The sequence below is a fragment of the Achromobacter sp. 46006 genome (assembly GCF_059761975.1).
Genome location: NZ_JCBANN010000029.1, coordinates 30,433 through 45,937, shown reverse-complemented (window position 1 = coordinate 45,937; position 15,505 = coordinate 30,433). Strand labels below are relative to the sequence as shown.

Here is a 15,505-nt window from a genome sequence, read left to right as displayed (position 1 = left end):
CGAAAAGCGCCGATTGGCCGATTGCGCCAACGCCCGCCGGGCGCCCCTGTGTAACAATAGACGATTGCCCCTGATCACCCGTCGCTGGACGATATTTACGTATGAAATGGCTGATACCCGGGATCTGGCTTGCCGCCATCCTGTTCGCGCACTTCCGCGGCCGCGTCAAGCTGCCGCTGGGCCGGCAATTGCTGGACCATTCGGTGCTGCTCGCGCCGGTCAATGCCTTCATGGTGCTGACTTCGCGGGTGCCGTCGACCCCCTATCTGACCACCAGCGAGATCGCCGAACTCAAGGTGCTCGACGACAACTGGGAGACGATCCGCGACGAGGCCCTGCAGATGGCCGAGCTGCGCCGCATCAAGGCGGCCGACAGCCACAACGACATCGGTTTCAATTCGTTCTTCAAGTACGGCTGGAAGCGCTTCTACCTGAAATGGTATGACGCCCGCCACCCGTCGGCCGAGGAACTGTGCCCCAAGACGGTGGCCATCCTGAAGACGCTGCCCAAGGTCAAGGCCGCCATGTTCGCCGAGCTGCCGCCGGGCGGCAAGCTCAACCCCCACCGCGACCCGTTCGCGGGCTCGCTGCGTTACCACCTGGGGCTGGCCACGCCCAACGACGACCGCTGCCACATCATCGTCGACGGAGAATCCTATAGCTGGCGCGACGGCGAAAGCGTGGTGTTCGACGAGACCTACGTGCACGAGGCCTACAACCACACCGACCAGAACCGCATCATCCTGTTCTGTGACGTCGAGCGGCCGCTCAAGTGGGGCTGGGCCGAAGCCTTCAACCGCTGGTTCGGCCGCGTGGTGATGTCAGCGGCCAGCTCGCCCAACGATGGCGGCGACCAGACCGGCGCCATCAACAAGCTGACCCACGCGCACTGGGTCATCGACCAGAAGCGCAAGGCCTTCAAGGCCTGGAACCGCACCGCCTACAAGGCCACCAAGTACGGGTTGATCATCCTGGTGATCGCGGGCTTCATCGCCCTGTAAGCGCCTGGGCCGGCGGGCGGGCGCCCCCCCTCTAGCCGGCCTCGCGCGGCGGCAGGCTCAGCAGGCCGGTGTGGTAGTCGTAGCCATAGATATCGCCATAGCGCCCCCATTCCACCGCGATCTTCAGCACCCGCTCGGCCTCGTCGGGCTTGAGGAATTCCTCCATCGAGTCCAGGAAGTCCTTCTCCGGCAACGCGCCGGTCGGTTCCTGTTCCAGGCTGTGGCGGATGTGCGCGGCCAGCGGCACGTGCGCCAGCAACTGGCGGCCGAAGATGGCCTGCTTCTGACCCTGGTCGGCCTGCACGTAGCGCTGGCCCAGCGGCGTCAGGAAAATGTCGCCCTTGTCGATCTGCGCCAGTCCGAACAGCCCCAGCGCCTCGCACGCTGGCAGCAGGTCGTCGTCGGCGATCTCGGCCTCCTCGGCCAGCTTGGGCAGATCGGCGCGGCCATGGAATGGCGCCTCGGCCAGCACGTCCAGCACGCCCTCCATGCGTTCGACCTCGGTGTGCGGAAAGCGGTAGCCCAGGCCCTGTTGGCGCGGGGTCGGCATATCGTGCGCCGGCCGCTGCGTCATCAGGGCGTAGACCTCGTCGATCAGTGCCCTCACCTGCGGCGAATCGGGGTTGCGCGGTCGTGGCAGGCCGATCTGGACCTGGCTGCGGATGCGGCCGGGGTCGCTGGAAAAGACGATGATGCGGTCGGCCATCATGACCGCTTCCTCGATGTTGTGCGACACGATCAGGATGCCCTTGGTGGAGATACGGCTCTCGTCCCACAATTCGAGCATGTCGTCGCGCAGCGTTTCGCCCGTCAGCACGTCCAGGGCCGAGAAGGCCTCGTCCATCAGCAGCACGTCGGGGTTCATGACCAGGGCGCGGGCGATGCCGACGCGCTGGCGCATGCCGCCGGACAGTTCGCGCGGCAACGCCCCGCCGAACCCGCCCAGGCCCATCAGGTCCAGCACGGCATCGGCGCGCCTGGCACGTTCGGCCGGCGCCACGCCCTGCGCTTCCAGCCCCAGTTCGACGTTCTGCTGTGCGGTCAGCCAGGGAAACAGCGCGAACGACTGGAACACCATCGTGATGCCGGCGGCCGGGCCATACACCGGCTGGCCGCGGTACGTGACCGTGCCCTGGTCGGCATTGACCAGCCCCGCCATGATGCGCAGCAGGGTCGACTTGCCCGAGCCGGACTTGCCCAGCAGCGCCACGATCTCACCCTCGCGCAGGGTGAAATCGACCTGTTCCAGCACATTGCGCGCGGTGCCATCGGCGGCGCGGAACGACTTGCCGACGCCGTGCAGTTCGATCAGGACATTGGAATGCATGAAGACTCCTACCGGCCGCGGTCTTCGGCCAGCACATACAGTTTGCGCCAGAAAAACCGGTTCAGCAGCATGACAAAGATGCACATGACGCCGATGCCGAGCGCGATGCGGTGGAAATCGCCCTGCTCTGTCATCTGCTTGATGTAGCTGCCCAGGCCGTCGGCCACCAGCGAGGTATTGCCCCAGGATACGTACTCGGCCACGATGCTGGCGTTCCAGGACCCGCCGCTGGCGGTGATGGCGCCTGTGATGAAGCTGGGGAATACCGCCGGCAGGTAAACGCGGCGCCACAGCAGCCAGCCCTTCAGGCCCAGGTTGCCGGCGGCCAGGCGCAATTCGTTGGGGATGGTCGAGGCCCCCGCCACCACATTGAACAGGATGTACCACTGGGTGCCGAAGATGATCAGCGGGCTGAGCCAGATATTGGGGTTGAGTTTCAACGCCACCATCACGAACACCACGGCCGGAAACAGCAGGTTGACCGGAAACGCCGCCAGGAACTGCGCCACCGCCTGCACCCGCTGCGAATACCTGGGTCGCAGACCGATCCAGACCGCGATCGGCACCCAGATCAGCGAGGCCAGCCCGATCAGCACCATCACCCGGACCAGGGTGATGCCGCCCAGGCCGACCACATGCAGCACCTCGCTCCAGCCCACTTCCGCGTGCACGAACACCACCAGCTTGTAGGTGGCCAGCAAAGCGCCGGCGGCCAGCAGCGCATCCCAGACGCGCGTCCAGCGCGGGTCCGGCGGTTTGGCGCGGGCTCGGATCGAGGTGCCGTCATAGGGCACGCTGAACCAGCCCAGCGCGCGCCGCATGCGCGCCCAGAACAGGTTCGACAGAGCCTGCATCCAGCGGCTGCGACGGGTCCAGTCCAGCAGCCAGGACTGCTGCGCCACGTCCGCCTGCGATTCCTCGAAGCGGAACTTGTCGGCCCAGGCCAGCAGCGGCCGGAAGAACAACTGGTCATAGAGCAGGATGCCGGCCATCATGGCGCCGATGGCCCAGGCGATGGCGCGGCCGTTCTCGGCGTCGATGGCCACCGCGATGTAGGAGCCGATGCCGGGCAGCTTGATATCCTGGCCGGCCACCGAGATGGCCTCGGCCGCCACCAGGAAGAACCAGCCGCCGGACATGGACATCATCATGTTCCACAGCAGCCCCGGGGTGGCGTACGGCAGTTCCAGCCGCCAGAAGCGCTGCCAGCCGGAGAGCCGGAACACCCGCGCGGCCTCGTGCAGTTCGGCCGGCACGGTGCGCATCGACTGGTACAGGCTGAACGCCATGTTCCAGGCCTGGGAAGTGAAGATGGCGAAGATCGCCGCGCACTCGACCCCCAGCAGGTTACCGGGAAACAACGCAATGAAGGGCGCGATGGCGATGGCCTGGAAACCCAGGATGGGCACCGATTGCAGGATGTCCAGCATCGGGATCATGGCTTTTTCGGCGGTGCGGAACTTGGCCGCGATGGCCGCGAACACGAAGCTGAACAGCAGCGAAAAGGCCAGCGCCGTGAACATGCGCAGGATGGTGCGCAGCAGGTAGTACGGCAGGTAGATCGGATCCAGCGAGATCGGCAGCGATTCGCCGACGGCGAACGGCCGGCTCATTTGCGATGCGCCATAGGCCATGGCCGCCAGCACCCCCAGCACCAGGGGCAGCAGCGCCCAATCCCAGCGGTTGGGCGCGGAGCGGGACGACGAGGATGGGCGCGTCCGGGTGCTGAAGAGCTCGAACATGTCGGCAATGCTCCAGGGAGCGGGGTGAAGGCCCGCGCATTGGAGCATAACCAGATGACGCATCACTGAACAGAAAACGACTGAAATCTGGCGGTAATACGGGACGGCACGAGCCGTCCCGTATTACCCGGGCGAATCGGCCGTGGCCGGCCGCGTCCAGTCCCGCGAATCAGCGTTGCAGGGACTCCCAGCTTTTCATCAGGCGTTTGACCGACACCGGCATCGGTGTGCGCAATTCCTGCGCGAACAAGGCCACCCGCAGTTCCTCCAGCAGCCAGCGGAACTCGTCCAGGCGGGGGTCGGGCGCCCCTTTCAGGGCCGAGCGGGCCCGCTGGTACTGGGTCAGCAGCGGCGCCATCTCGGCCACCAGCTTGGCGTCGCGGGCCGGATCGGCGCGCAGTTTGTCGATACGCGCCACCGCCGCCTTGAGGTAGCGTGGAAAGTGCGATAACTGGGCGTACGGGGTGTCGCGGATGAACCACTTCGGCACCAGCGCCCCCAATTGCTGCTGCAGGTCGGCGTAGGCCGCGGCGTGCGGCTTGGCCTGCGGCAGCTTGCGCTGCAGGGCCGCGTATTCCGTCAGGATCGTGCCCGCCAGGCGCGCCACTTCCTGGGCCAGCAGACCCAGCCGGCCCTTGCCCTCGGCCCGGCGCGCCTCGAACTGCTGTTCATTGACAGGCCAGGGCTCGGCCAGGCAGGCCTGGCCCAGCGCGCAGTCGATGATCTGGTCGCGCAGTTCCTCCTGCGTGCCCAGTGTCATGTAGAGCATGCTGATCCTGGTCAGGTCGGCCAGGTTCTTTTCCAGGAACTTGACCTGCTCGCGCAGGCCCAGCCGGAACAGCTTGAGCAGGCCGGCGCGATGGGCCTTGCGCGCCTCGTCCGGGTCGTCGAACACGTCCAGGTCGCAATGCGCGCCGCGATCGACCAGCGCCGGGTAACCGATGACCGATTGGCCGCGGCGCTTGATCTCCATGATTTCCGGCAGCGGGCCGAAGGTCCAGGACGTCAGGTTCTCGTGCGCCAGTGCCTGCGCCACCTGGGTGTCGCTGGCGGCCAGTTGCTGGAAGGTGGCCTGGGCCTGCTTGCCGAACTCGGCCCGCAACTGCGCCAGGTTGCGGCCGGCGGCCAGCATGCGGCCGTGCTCGTCGACCACGCGGAAATTCATGAACAGGTGCGCCGGCAACGTCTCCAGCTTGAAGTCGGCGGCGGCCGGACGCACCTGCACCTGGTCCCACATGTCGGCGATCAGGGCGTCCACCAGGCCGGTCTGCGGGTCGCCCAGGCGCTCGAACCAGCGGTCGTAGAAGCCGGCGGCATAGTCGGGCAGCGGCACGCAGTGGCGGCGCAGCTTCTGCGGCAGCGACTTGAGCAGCAGGTGCACCTTTTCCTTGAGCATGCCGGGCACCAGCCATTCGCAGCGCGCCGGATCGATCTGGTTCAGGGCGAACAGCGGCACCGCCAGCGTCACGCCGTCGCGCGGCGAGCCGGGCTCGAAGTGGTAATCGAGCGCCATCGACACGCCCTGCCACTCCACCTTCTTGGGGAAGACGTCGGTGGTGACGCCGGCAGCCTCGTGCCGCATCAGTTCGTCGCGCGTCAGCAGCAGCCTGGCGGCTTCGGCCTTGTCGAGGCCGTTGACCCATTTTTCAAGCGTCGCGGTCTGCGAGATGTCGGCCGGCAGCTGGCGGTCGTAGAAGGCGTAGATCAGCTCGTCGTCGACCAGAATGTCGGGGCGGCGGGTCTGGTGTTCCAGCTTTTCGATGCCGGCGATCAGCTTGCGGTTGTGGGCCACGAAGGCCAGCCGCGTGTCGATCTCGCCCGGCACCAGTGCCTGGCGAATGAACAGTTCGCGCGCCTCGCGCGGATGCACCCGGCCGTACTGGATGCGGCGGCCGCTGTAGATGGTCAGGCCGTATAGCGTAGCGCGTTCGTTGGCCACCACCTGGCCGGCCTTCTTCTCCCAGCGCGGGTCGGACCAGTTCTTGCGGATCAGGTGGGCGCCGACCTTTTCCAGCCAGACCGGGTCGATGCGCGCGACGCAGCGCGCGTACAGCCGGGTGGTCTCGACCAGCTCGGCGGCGACGATCCAGCGGCCGGCCTTCTTCACCAGGCGCGAGCCCGGATGGATGTGGAAGCGGATCTCGCGGGCGCCCTGGTAATGGCCGCCCTCGTCGCTCTTGAAGCCGATGTTGCCCAACAGGCCCGACAGCAGCGCCATGTGCAACTGCTCGTAGGTGGCCTCGACCTGGTTGACGCGCCAGCCCTGCTCGCCGACCAGGGCGGCCAACTGGGTGTGGACGTCGTGCCATTCGCGCAGTCGGATGGGCGACAGGAAGTTCTGCCGCAGCAGGCCCACCAGCTTGCGCTGCGAGGCCTTGTGCTGCACCTGCTCGCCGTACCAGCGCCACAGCTTGAGGAAGGAAATGAATTCGGACTTGTCGTCGGCGAACTTGGCGTGCGCGGCCTCGGCCGCCTCGCGCTCCTGCATGGGGCGGTCGCGCGCGTCCTGCACCGACAGCGCCGAGGCGATGATCAGCATTTCCGCCAGGCACTGGTGCTCGCGCGCGGCCAGGATCATGCGGCCGATGCGCGGGTCCACCGGCAGCTTGGCCAGTTCGTGGCCGGTGCGGGTCAGGACGAACGAGGCGCCGGTGCGGCTGGCGTCGTCGCCGTCGTCGGCCGCGGCCAGCTCGATCGCGCCCAGCTCCTGCAGCAGGTGGTAGCCGTCGGCCACCGCGCGCCCGGGCGGGGCCTCGACGAACGGGAACTGCTCGATGTCGTCCAGCTTGAGCGACTTCATCCGCAGGATCACGGACGCCAGCGAGGAACGCAGCACTTCGGGGTCGGTGAAGGCGGCGCGGGCGTTGAAGTCGGCCTCGTCGTAGAGGCGGATGCAAAGGCCCGGGCCGACGCGGCCGCAACGGCCGGCGCGCTGGTTGGCCGAGGCGCGGCTGACCGGCTCGATGCGCAGTTGCTCGACCTTGTTGCGCCAGGAATAGCGCTTGACGCGCGCCAGGCCGCTGTCGACCACGAAGCGGATGCCGGGCACCGTCAGCGAGGTTTCCGCCACGTTGGTGGCCAGCACGATGCGGCGCGCGTTGCCGCGCGGATGGAAGATCTGTTCCTGCTCGGCCTGCGACAGGCGCGCGTACAGCGGCAGCACCTCGGTGCCGGCCGGGTGGCGCTTGCGCAGCGCCTCGGCCGATTCGCGGATCTCGCGCTCGCCGGGCAGGAACACCAGCACGTCGCCGGGGCCGTGGCGGGCGCACTCGTCGACCGCGTCGACGATGGCGTCGATCAGGTCGCGCTCCTCGTCGCCCGACATGCGTTCGCGCTCGCGGCCCGGCTTGACGGGCGCGGCCTCTTCCTCGGCCTCCTCGCGCACCGGGCGGTAACGCACCTCGACCGGGTACAGCCGGCCCGAGACCTCGATCACCGGCGCCGGCTTGTCCTCGGACGCGGCGAAATGGCGGGCGAAGCGCTCGGCGTCGATGGTGGCCGAGGTGATGATGACCTTCAGATCGGGGCGGCGCGGCAGCAACTGCTTGAGATAACCAAGCAGGAAGTCGATGTTCAGGCTGCGTTCGTGCGCCTCGTCGATGATGATGGTGTCGTAGCGGCGCAGCAGCGGGTCGCGCTGCGACTCGGCCAGCAGGATGCCGTCGGTCATCAGCTTGATCGACGCGTTCGGGCCGGTGCGGTCGTTGAATCGCACCTGGTAACCCACCACCTCGCCCATCGGCGTATTCAGTTCCTCGGCGATGCGCTTGGCCACCGAGGTGGCGGCCAGCCGCCGCGGCTGCGTGTGGCCGATCATCTTCTGGCGGCCGCGGCCCAGTTCCAGGCAGATCTTGGGCAACTGGGTGGTCTTGCCCGAGCCGGTCTCGCCGCTGACGATGACCACCTGATGACCGGCAATGGCGCGCGCGATCTCCTGGCGCCGCGCACTGACGGGCAGGTCTTCGGGGTAGGTCACGACGGGGATGGGCCGTTCGGGGCGGGGCGCCGGGGCGCCGGCGCGCGGTTTGCCGGGGGCCCGGGTCGGCCCGTCGGCCGGCAGGGGCGGCCGCGGGCGGGAGGATTCTGGCATGTACGATTTGTCCGGTTAGCCGCCTATTATATAAACGCCCCGCGGCCATATAATTTCGCCACGCCGTCGCGCGACGGCGCGTTGACGCGGCCCGGCGCCGCGTTGTTGCCACTCTCAGGAATTGCCCCGCCCATCATGCCCGACCTGGAACCAGACACTGTCTCCGCCCTTGAAGCCCCCGAATTCGCCCCAGCCCAGTTCGTCCGATGGTTCCGAGATGTCGCCCCCTATGTGCACGCGTTCCGCGGCAAGACCTTCGTGGTGGCGTTCGGCGGTGAATTGGTACAGGCCGGGGCGCTGAACGCGCTGGTGCAGGATCTGTCGCTGCTGTCCTCGCTGGGCGTGCGGCTGGTGCTGGTGCATGGCTCGCGCCCCCAGGTAAACGAACAACTGCGCCTGAAGGGTTTCACCCAGCAGTTCGACCGCGGCCTGGCCCCGACAGACGCCGCCGCGCTCGAATGCGCCAAGGAGGCCGCCGGCGAGATCCGCCTGGACATCGAGGCCGCGTTCAGCCAGGGCCTGCCGAACACGCCGATGTCGCACGCGCACATCCGCGTCATTTCGGGCAACTTCGTCACCGCGCGCCCCACCGGCGTGCTGGACGGAGTGGACTACAAGCACACCGGCCAGGTGCGCAAGATTGACGTCGACGCGCTCAAATTCGCGATCGAAAAAGGCTCGTCGGTGGTGCTGCTGTCCCCGCTGGGCTTCTCGCCCACGGGCGATGCCTTCAACCTGGCCATGGAAGACCTGGCCACCAGCGTGGCCGTGGCGCTGCGCGCCGAAAAGCTGATCTTCCTGTCCAGCGGCCAGGGCGTGCTGAACGACGACGGCTCGGTCGATACCGAACTGGCGCGGGTGGATGCCGACGCGCTGCTGGCCGCCGGGTCGCTCGACGAGGAGACCGGCGCCTACCTGCAATATGCCTCGCTGGCGGTCAAGCGCGGCGTGGCCCGCGCCCACCTGGTGCCGTTCGCGCTGGATGGCAGCGTGCTGCTGGAGATCTTCACCCACGATGGCGTCGGCACCATGGTGGTGGAAGACACGCTGGACGATCTGCGCCCCGCCACCCTGGACGACGTCGGCGCCATCCTCAGCCTGATCGAACCGCTGGAAGCCGACGGCACGCTGGTGCCGCGCCCGCGCAGCGTGATCGAGCGTGATGTCGAGAATTTCACCGTGCTGGAACACGATGGCGTGATCTACGGCTGCGCCACGCTGCACAACTTCCCCGGCGAAAACATGGCCGAGATGGCCTGCCTGATCGTGCACCCCGAATGGCAGGGTTCGGGCGAAGGCGAGATTCTGCTGCGCCATATGGAATCGCGTGCCCGTGCCTCTGGCGCCAAACGCCTGTTCGTCCTGACCACGCGCACTTCGCACTGGTTCATGAAGCGCGGCTTCGTGCCGGGCGGCATCACCGACCTGCCGCGCGAAAAGCAGAACAACTACAACCGCTCGCGCAACAGCCTGGTATTCATCAAGAAGCTATAGGCCGGCGGCCGGCCCTGCCGCGCCACCGCCCCCTACCCGCAGTGCCCGCAGGGGCTTGGCGGCCTTCCGGCGCCAAGCCCGCTAAAATGACGCATTACCCATTCTTTCCGGCAGCGAACCATGGCCCGTACCGTCAACTGTGTGAAATTGAAGCGTGAAGCCGAAGGGCTGGATTTTCCGCCCTACCCCGGCGAACTCGGCACCCGCATCTGGCAAAGCATTTCCAAGGAAGCTTGGGAAGAGTGGAAGCAGGTGCAGACCCGCCTGGTCAACGAAAACCGCCTGAACCTGGCCGACGCCCGCGCCCGCAAGTACCTGCAGCAGCAAATGGAACGCTTCCTGTTCGAGGACGGCAGCGTCGAAGCCCAGGGCTACGTTCCGCCCTCGGCCTGATCCGCCGCGGCGCGCGGCACGCCTGTGAAGCCCCTCGCCCGCGAGGGGCTTCGCGCTTTCCGGCGGGGCCCGTGCGCCGCGCCCGACTTAAGATTCCGCTATTGCTGGCCGTATTGACGCTGTCATGACAGAAGAACCGAGTTCCGTCTCGTCCACCGACTTTCCCGGAACCATCCGGCGCGCGCTCGCGATCGCCCCCGACCGCAAGCAGGGCACGCTGGACGATGTGCGGCATGTCGTCATCCTGATGCAGGAAAATCGGTCCTTCGACCATTATTTCGGCGCCCTGCCAGGGGTGCGCGGCTTCGCCGATCCACACTGCGTGCCCACCTCGGACGGCGATGTGCTGACCCAGCGCGATGGCAAAACGCGGGTCCGTCCCTATGCGCTGCAAGACGAGTACGCCAGCCATGTCCCGGTGGGCTACATCACGCCACACACCTGGGACGATGCCCAGCGCGCCTGGAACGATGGCCGCATGGACCAGTGGCTGGTGGCCAAGCGCCGCCTGGGCATGGGCGCCTACCGCCCCGCCGAGCTGCCCTTCCAGACGGCGCTGGCCAATGCCTTCACGCTGTGCGAGGCCTATCACTGCTCGATCCAGGCGGGCACCAATCCGAACCGGCTGTTCCTGTGGACCGGCACCAACGACCCGCTCGGACGCGCCGGCGGCCCGGCCCTGGTCAACACCCATGACCGCCTCGGCCCGGCCGACCAGGGTTATGGCTGGACCACCTACCCCGAGCGCCTGCAGGCCGCTGGCATCGACTGGCGCATCTACCAGGACATGGCGGACAACTTCCATGACAATCCGCTCGCCGGCTTTCGCCAGTACCGCCGCCAGCATGGCGCCGGCCACGCCGACGCGCCGCTGCGCGACCGCGCCCTGTCGACCCACACCCTGGACGACCTGGCCCGCGACGTCGACCAGGGCACGCTGCCGCAAGTGTCATGGATCATCGCCCCCGCCGCCGATTCCGAACACCCGGAGGTCTCGTCGCCAAGACAGGGCGGCGCCTATACCGAGCGCGTGCTGGAAATCCTGACCCGCAATCCCTCCGTCTGGAGCGGCTGCGTGTTCCTGGTCACCTATGACGAGAACGACTGCTTCTTCGACCACATGCCCCCACCGGCGCCGCCTGCCCGCGATGCTGCCGGTCGGCCGGGCGGCCTGTCGACCGTGGAGCTGGACGGTGAGTACCACGACACCCGCCACGGCCCCAGCGCCGCCACCCCGGATGATCCGCCCGCCCTGCATGGACGCGGCTTCGGCCTGGGCCCGCGCGTGCCGATGCTGGTGGTCTCGCCCTGGAGCCGCGGCGGCTGGGTCAATTCGCAGGTGTTCGACCACACCTCGGTGATCCGTTTCCTCGAAGCCCGCTTCGGCGTCGTCGAGCCCAACATCAGCGCCTGGCGCCGCGCCGTGGCCGGCGACCTGACTTCCGCCTTCGACTTCGCCGGCGATCGCACCGTGCGGCACGCCGACAGCGTGCGCCACGCCTGCGCCCTGCCCTATGCCCTGGAAGCGGTGGGCCGCATGAGCGCCGACGGCGAACACTACCGCCTCACCTTCCGCAACCCCGGTTCGGTAGGCGCGGTGCTGCATGTGTACGACCGCTTGGCGCTGGACCGCGCGCCGCGCCGCTACACCATCGGCGCGGGCGCGCGGCTGGACGACGGCTGGCGACTGGATGGCGAAGGCGCCTATGACCTGTGGTTGCTGGGTCCGGATGGCTTTCACCGCCAGTTCCGTGGCGACAGGCGCGACGCCGGCCTGCTCGAAACGCAGTTGGTGCCGGTCAGCTCGGGCCTGCGCCTGCGCCTCATCAACCACGGCGATGCGCACCTGTCAGTGCAGATCGAATCGCGCATGGGCGATGGCTGGCGCGCCATGGTGCACGTGCAGGCCGGCGGCGCGCTGGAATTGAAATACGCTGGCTGCGAGGACTGGTACGACCTGGATATCAGCGCGCAGGACCTGCCCGCTTTCGGCCGGCGCCTGGCGGGCCGCATCGGCGCCGGCAAGGCGGGCGTGCCGGACCCCCGGCTGTGCCAGGGCGCCGGCCTGCCGCCGCGCTGACGCCGCCCGGCTCCGAAAACCCCGGGCGCTGCGGCGTCCCGGGATGTCCTGCTGCGCCAGGCCAGGCGCAAACGCCGGCGGTCAGGCCGCCGCGAGGCTCACTCGTCCTGCGAGTCAGGCGTGTCTTCTTCACCGCGCGCCAGGCGCTCGGTGTTCTTGACGCCAGTGTGGCGCACATCGGCACCCTTGACCATGTAGATCACGCGCTCGGACATGTTCTTGGCGTGATCGCCGATGCGCTCGAGCGCGCGGGCGATGAAGATCATGTCGATGGCACGCGAAATGGTGCGCGGGTCTTCGATCATGTAGGTGATCAGGTGGCGCAGCGCCCCCTTCCATTCCTTGTCCACTTCCTTGTCGCTGCGCACCACGGCGGCGGCCAGGATCGGGTCGAGACGGGCGAAGGCATCCAGGGCCTGATGCAGCATGGTGCGCACGTTCGCGGCCATGTGACGCAGCTCGATCACCGGAATGTGGCGCAGTTCCGATTCATGGATGCGGCGCGCCACGGTGGCCACTTTCTCGGCCTCGTCGCCCGAGCGCTCCATGTCGGTCAGCATCTTCGACACCGCCATCAGCATGCGCAGGTCGATGGCAGTGGGCTGGTGGCGCGCCAGGATGCGGCTGATGCTCTCGTCGATCTCCACTTCGTGGCGATTGACTTCCTTTTCGCGCTCGCGCACCTTTTCAACCAGCGTCAGGTCGCCGCTGGCCAGGGCGTCAATGGCCTCCTGGATCATGGCCTCGACCACGCCGCCCATTTGCAAGAACTGCGAACGGACGCTTTCCAGGTCAGCGTCGAACTGCTTGTTTGTGTGCTCCGTCATCCGGGCTCCCTGCGTGGTTGGTCTCATTGCATTGCCCCGATATGAAAGCGTTTCAATCAAGAATGGGCCTGCACAACCCGCAAGGTTATGACCCAAGTGTGACAGGATTATGAATCGCGGCCGGGGGGCCCGCAAGCGCGCGCGCCCCGGCGCCAGCCCGCACTCAGGCGCGGCGATCCAGGCGGCGGATGCCGTTCTGGGTGGCCAGCAGCGCCACGTCGGCGCCGGCGATGGCGAACAGGCCGCAAGTGACCACGCCCGCCAGGTTGTTGACGCGGGCTTCCAGACCCGGCGCGTCGGTGATCGACAGGCCCGACACGTCCAGGATGATATTGCCGTTGTCCGTCACGAAACCGTCGCGCAGGCGCGGCTGGCCGCCCAGCGCCACCATGGCGCGGGCTACCGACTCGCGCGCCATCGGGATGACCTCGATCGGCAGCGGGAACTTGCCCATGACCTCGACCAGCTTGGACTCATCGGCGATGCAGACGAAGCGGTCGGCCACAGAGGCCACGATCTTCTCTCGCGTGAGCGCGCCGCCGCCGCCCTTGATCATGTGCAGGTTGGCGTCGATCTCGTCGGCGCCGTCGACGTAGATCGGCATCGACGCCACGTCGTTCAGATCCAGCACCTTCAGGCCGTGACCGGCCAGGCGCGCCGCGCTGCGCTCGGAACTGGCGACGGTGCCGCCTAGACGCCCCTTGAAACGCGCCAGGCCGTCGATGAAGAGATCGGCCGTGGAACCGGTGCCGACGCCGATGATGACATCGGGTCCGGCAACCTGTTCAACCAGTTCCAGGGCCGCGTCGGCGGCTTGTTGCTTGAGTTCTTGTTGCGAGAGCATGGGGAAAATGCGCAAAAAAGGTGAGTGAAGCCAGGAAATTTAGCACGCGGCCGCTGCGGGCCAGGCCCGCGCCAGCAGCGCCGCCACATCGGTGCCGGCCGCCAGCTCGCCGAACACCCCGCCCGCCCCGTCCAACCGGCTGCCGACGAAGCCCCGCGCCACGGGCTCGGGGGCATGCCGGATCAACAACGCCGCCTGCCACAGCCGCGCCAGCCCGCAGGCGATGCGGCGTGCCTGGAACTCGGCCTGGGCCGGCTCGGCCAACCACGCGCGCCACTGCGCCAGCGCCGCGTCGAACTCGCGATGCTGGCCGCAGGCGGGCGCGAACTCGCTTTCCAACGCCGGCAGCGCCTCGGGCTCGCGCTGCAGGGCCCGCAGCACATCCAGCGCCATGACGTTGCCCGACCCCTCCCAGATGGAATTGACCGGCGTTTCCCGATACAGGCGCGGCATCGGCCCTTCTTCGACATAGCCGTTGCCTCCCCAGACCTCCATGCATTCGGCCACCGCCGCGATCGCGCGCTTGCAGACCCACAGCTTGGCCGCCGGCGTGCCGACCCGTGCCAGCGCGCGCGCGGCGGGGTCGGCGCGCTCATCCACCGCCCGCGCCAGGCGCAGCGCCAGCGCCTGGGCGCTCTCGGCCTCCAGCGCCAGGTCGGCCAGCACATTGCGCATCAGCGGCTGAGCCAGCAGGGGCTTGCCGAAGGCGTGGCGGTGGCCGGCATGGTGCAGCGACTGCACCAGCGCCTGGCGCAGCAGCGCGGCGCTGCCCAGCACGCAATCGAGCCGGGTGGTGGCCGCCATTTCCAGGAGTACCGCCAGGCCGCGGCCGGGTTCGCCCACCATCACGCCCCAGGCATCCTCGAACTCGACTTCCGCGCTGGCGTTGCTGTGATTGCCGAGCTTGTCTTTCAAGCGGCGGATGCGCACGGCATTGCGCGGCCCGCCGGGAATCCAGCGCGGCACGAAGAAGCAACTGAGTCCCTCGTCGGTCTGCGCCAGCACCAGGTGGGCGTCGGCCTGCGGCACCGAGAAGAACCATTTGTGGCCCACCAGTTGATAAGCGCAGCCACGGCCGGCCGCCCCCAGCGGCGTGGCGCGGGTGGTGACCGCGCGCAGGTCGGAACCGCCCTGCTTCTCGGTCAGGCCCATGCCGATCAGCGCGCCGCGCTTGCCGGACAGCGGCGCGTCGGCCCCGTCGAACTCGCGTGAAGACAAGGCCGGCAACCAGTCGCCGGTGTAGTCGATCACGCCTGCCGGCTCGCGTTGCAGCAAGGGCACGGCCGCAAAGGTCATGGTGGTCGGGCACAGCGTGCCCGCCTCGACCTGGCCCTGCATCAGGTAGGCCGCAGCGCGCGCCACCTGCGCGCCCGGCACCGGCTGGACCCAGGCGCGGCTGTGCAGCCCGCGCGCCACAATGCCGCTCATCAGCAATTGCCAGGCGGGATGGAATTCCACATGGTCGATGCGATGGCCGCCACGGTCATACGCAAGCAGCCGTGGCGGGTAGCGGTTGGCATCGGCGCCGGCGGCCAAGGTCTGGGCCCGGCCGAGCCAGGCGCCATGCGCGGCCAGATCGCCGGTCCAGGCGCCGGCACCCTCGCGCCCGACGCCCTCGCGCAACGCCGGATCGGTATCGTAGAGGGAATAATCCTCCAGGGGCGGGACCTGGTTGAGCACGGTGTGAGTCACGAACGACGACATGCT

The 15,505-nt window shown here is 68.0% G+C and carries 10 protein-coding genes; 4 read left to right on the top strand and 6 right to left on the bottom strand.

The genetic code is table 11. The annotated features are described in order from the left end of the window. The first annotated feature begins 101 nt into the window (after window positions 1-101). A complete protein-coding gene (gene lpxO / locus AC6LKG_RS15365; protein ID WP_498165584.1) occupies window positions 102-1,001 on the top strand; it encodes a lipid A hydroxylase LpxO in 900 nt (299 codons plus the stop codon). A 31-nt stretch (window positions 1,002-1,032) separates the two neighbouring features. Here the strand turns inward: lpxO and AC6LKG_RS15360 are convergent, their stop codons facing one another. The 3 genes from AC6LKG_RS15360 to hrpA form a co-directional block, all read right to left on the bottom strand. Then, the gene (locus AC6LKG_RS15360; protein ID WP_498165583.1) at window positions 1,033-2,328 is read right to left on the bottom strand and encodes an ABC transporter ATP-binding protein; all 1,296 of its coding nucleotides are present in this window, start codon (window positions 2,326-2,328) and stop codon (window positions 1,033-1,035) included. A gap of 8 nt (window positions 2,329-2,336) precedes the next feature. Continuing rightward, on the bottom strand, window positions 2,337-4,070 hold the full coding sequence (locus tag AC6LKG_RS15355; protein ID WP_498165581.1) for an ABC transporter permease: 1,734 nt from the start codon (window positions 4,068-4,070) through the stop codon (window positions 2,337-2,339). 169 nt (window positions 4,071-4,239) lie between these two features. After that, window positions 4,240-8,160, bottom strand: coding sequence for an ATP-dependent RNA helicase HrpA (hrpA, locus tag AC6LKG_RS15350; RefSeq protein WP_498165580.1), 3,921 nt, complete (start codon window positions 8,158-8,160; stop codon window positions 4,240-4,242). A gap of 135 nt (window positions 8,161-8,295) precedes the next feature. Between hrpA and argA the strand changes: the two genes are divergently transcribed. The 3 genes from argA (at window position 8,296) to AC6LKG_RS15335 (ending at window position 12,127) form a co-directional block, all read left to right on the top strand. Then, the gene (gene argA, locus AC6LKG_RS15345) at window positions 8,296-9,654 is read left to right on the top strand and encodes an amino-acid N-acetyltransferase (protein WP_498165578.1); all 1,359 of its coding nucleotides are present in this window, start codon (window positions 8,296-8,298) and stop codon (window positions 9,652-9,654) included. 120 nt (window positions 9,655-9,774) lie between these two features. Next, window positions 9,775-10,047, top strand: a complete 273-nt coding sequence (locus AC6LKG_RS15340; RefSeq protein WP_006384045.1) for an oxidative damage protection protein — start codon at window positions 9,775-9,777, stop codon at window positions 10,045-10,047. A 124-nt stretch (window positions 10,048-10,171) separates the two neighbouring features. After that, window positions 10,172-12,127 carry a phosphocholine-specific phospholipase C gene (locus tag AC6LKG_RS15335; RefSeq protein ID WP_498165576.1) on the top strand — a complete coding sequence of 652 codons (1,956 nt, stop codon included), beginning with the start codon at window positions 10,172-10,174 and terminating at the stop codon, window positions 12,125-12,127. Window positions 12,128-12,225: 98 nt separating this feature from the next. Here AC6LKG_RS15335 and phoU read toward each other — a convergent pair whose 3' ends face one another. From phoU to AC6LKG_RS15320, 3 genes are all read right to left on the bottom strand, one after another. Next, window positions 12,226-12,954 carry a phosphate signaling complex protein PhoU gene (gene phoU, locus AC6LKG_RS15330; protein ID WP_498165575.1) on the bottom strand — a complete coding sequence of 243 codons (729 nt, stop codon included), beginning with the start codon at window positions 12,952-12,954 and terminating at the stop codon, window positions 12,226-12,228. 163 nt (window positions 12,955-13,117) lie between these two features. After that, window positions 13,118-13,798, bottom strand: coding sequence for a ribose-5-phosphate isomerase RpiA (gene rpiA / locus AC6LKG_RS15325; RefSeq protein ID WP_498165573.1), 681 nt, complete (start codon window positions 13,796-13,798; stop codon window positions 13,118-13,120). Window positions 13,799-13,837: 39 nt separating this feature from the next. Next, window positions 13,838-15,502 carry an isovaleryl-CoA dehydrogenase gene (locus tag AC6LKG_RS15320; protein WP_498165572.1) on the bottom strand — a complete coding sequence of 555 codons (1,665 nt, stop codon included), beginning with the start codon at window positions 15,500-15,502 and terminating at the stop codon, window positions 13,838-13,840. Window positions 15,503-15,505 lie beyond the last annotated feature (3 nt).

What these genes read in the sequence shown, in the direction of transcription:
- phoU (WP_498165575.1), bottom strand. Translation starts at nt 12,954, where the DNA reads ATGACGGAGCACACAAACAAGCAGTTCGACGCTGACCTGGAAAGCGTC.
- AC6LKG_RS15355 (WP_498165581.1), bottom strand. Translation starts at nt 4,070, where the DNA reads ATGTTCGAGCTCTTCAGCACCCGGACGCGCCCATCCTCGTCGTCCCGC.
- AC6LKG_RS15360 (WP_498165583.1), bottom strand. Translation starts at nt 2,328, where the DNA reads ATGCATTCCAATGTCCTGATCGAACTGCACGGCGTCGGCAAGTCGTTC.
- AC6LKG_RS15335 (WP_498165576.1), top strand. Translation starts at nt 10,172, where the DNA reads ATGACAGAAGAACCGAGTTCCGTCTCGTCCACCGACTTTCCCGGAACC.
- lpxO (WP_498165584.1), top strand. Translation starts at nt 102, where the DNA reads ATGAAATGGCTGATACCCGGGATCTGGCTTGCCGCCATCCTGTTCGCG.
- AC6LKG_RS15340 (WP_006384045.1), top strand. Translation starts at nt 9,775, where the DNA reads ATGGCCCGTACCGTCAACTGTGTGAAATTGAAGCGTGAAGCCGAAGGG.
- hrpA (WP_498165580.1), bottom strand. Translation starts at nt 8,160, where the DNA reads ATGCCAGAATCCTCCCGCCCGCGGCCGCCCCTGCCGGCCGACGGGCCG.
- AC6LKG_RS15320 (WP_498165572.1), bottom strand. Translation starts at nt 15,502, where the DNA reads ATGTCGTCGTTCGTGACTCACACCGTGCTCAACCAGGTCCCGCCCCTG.
- rpiA (WP_498165573.1), bottom strand. Translation starts at nt 13,798, where the DNA reads ATGCTCTCGCAACAAGAACTCAAGCAACAAGCCGCCGACGCGGCCCTG.
- argA (WP_498165578.1), top strand. Translation starts at nt 8,296, where the DNA reads ATGCCCGACCTGGAACCAGACACTGTCTCCGCCCTTGAAGCCCCCGAA.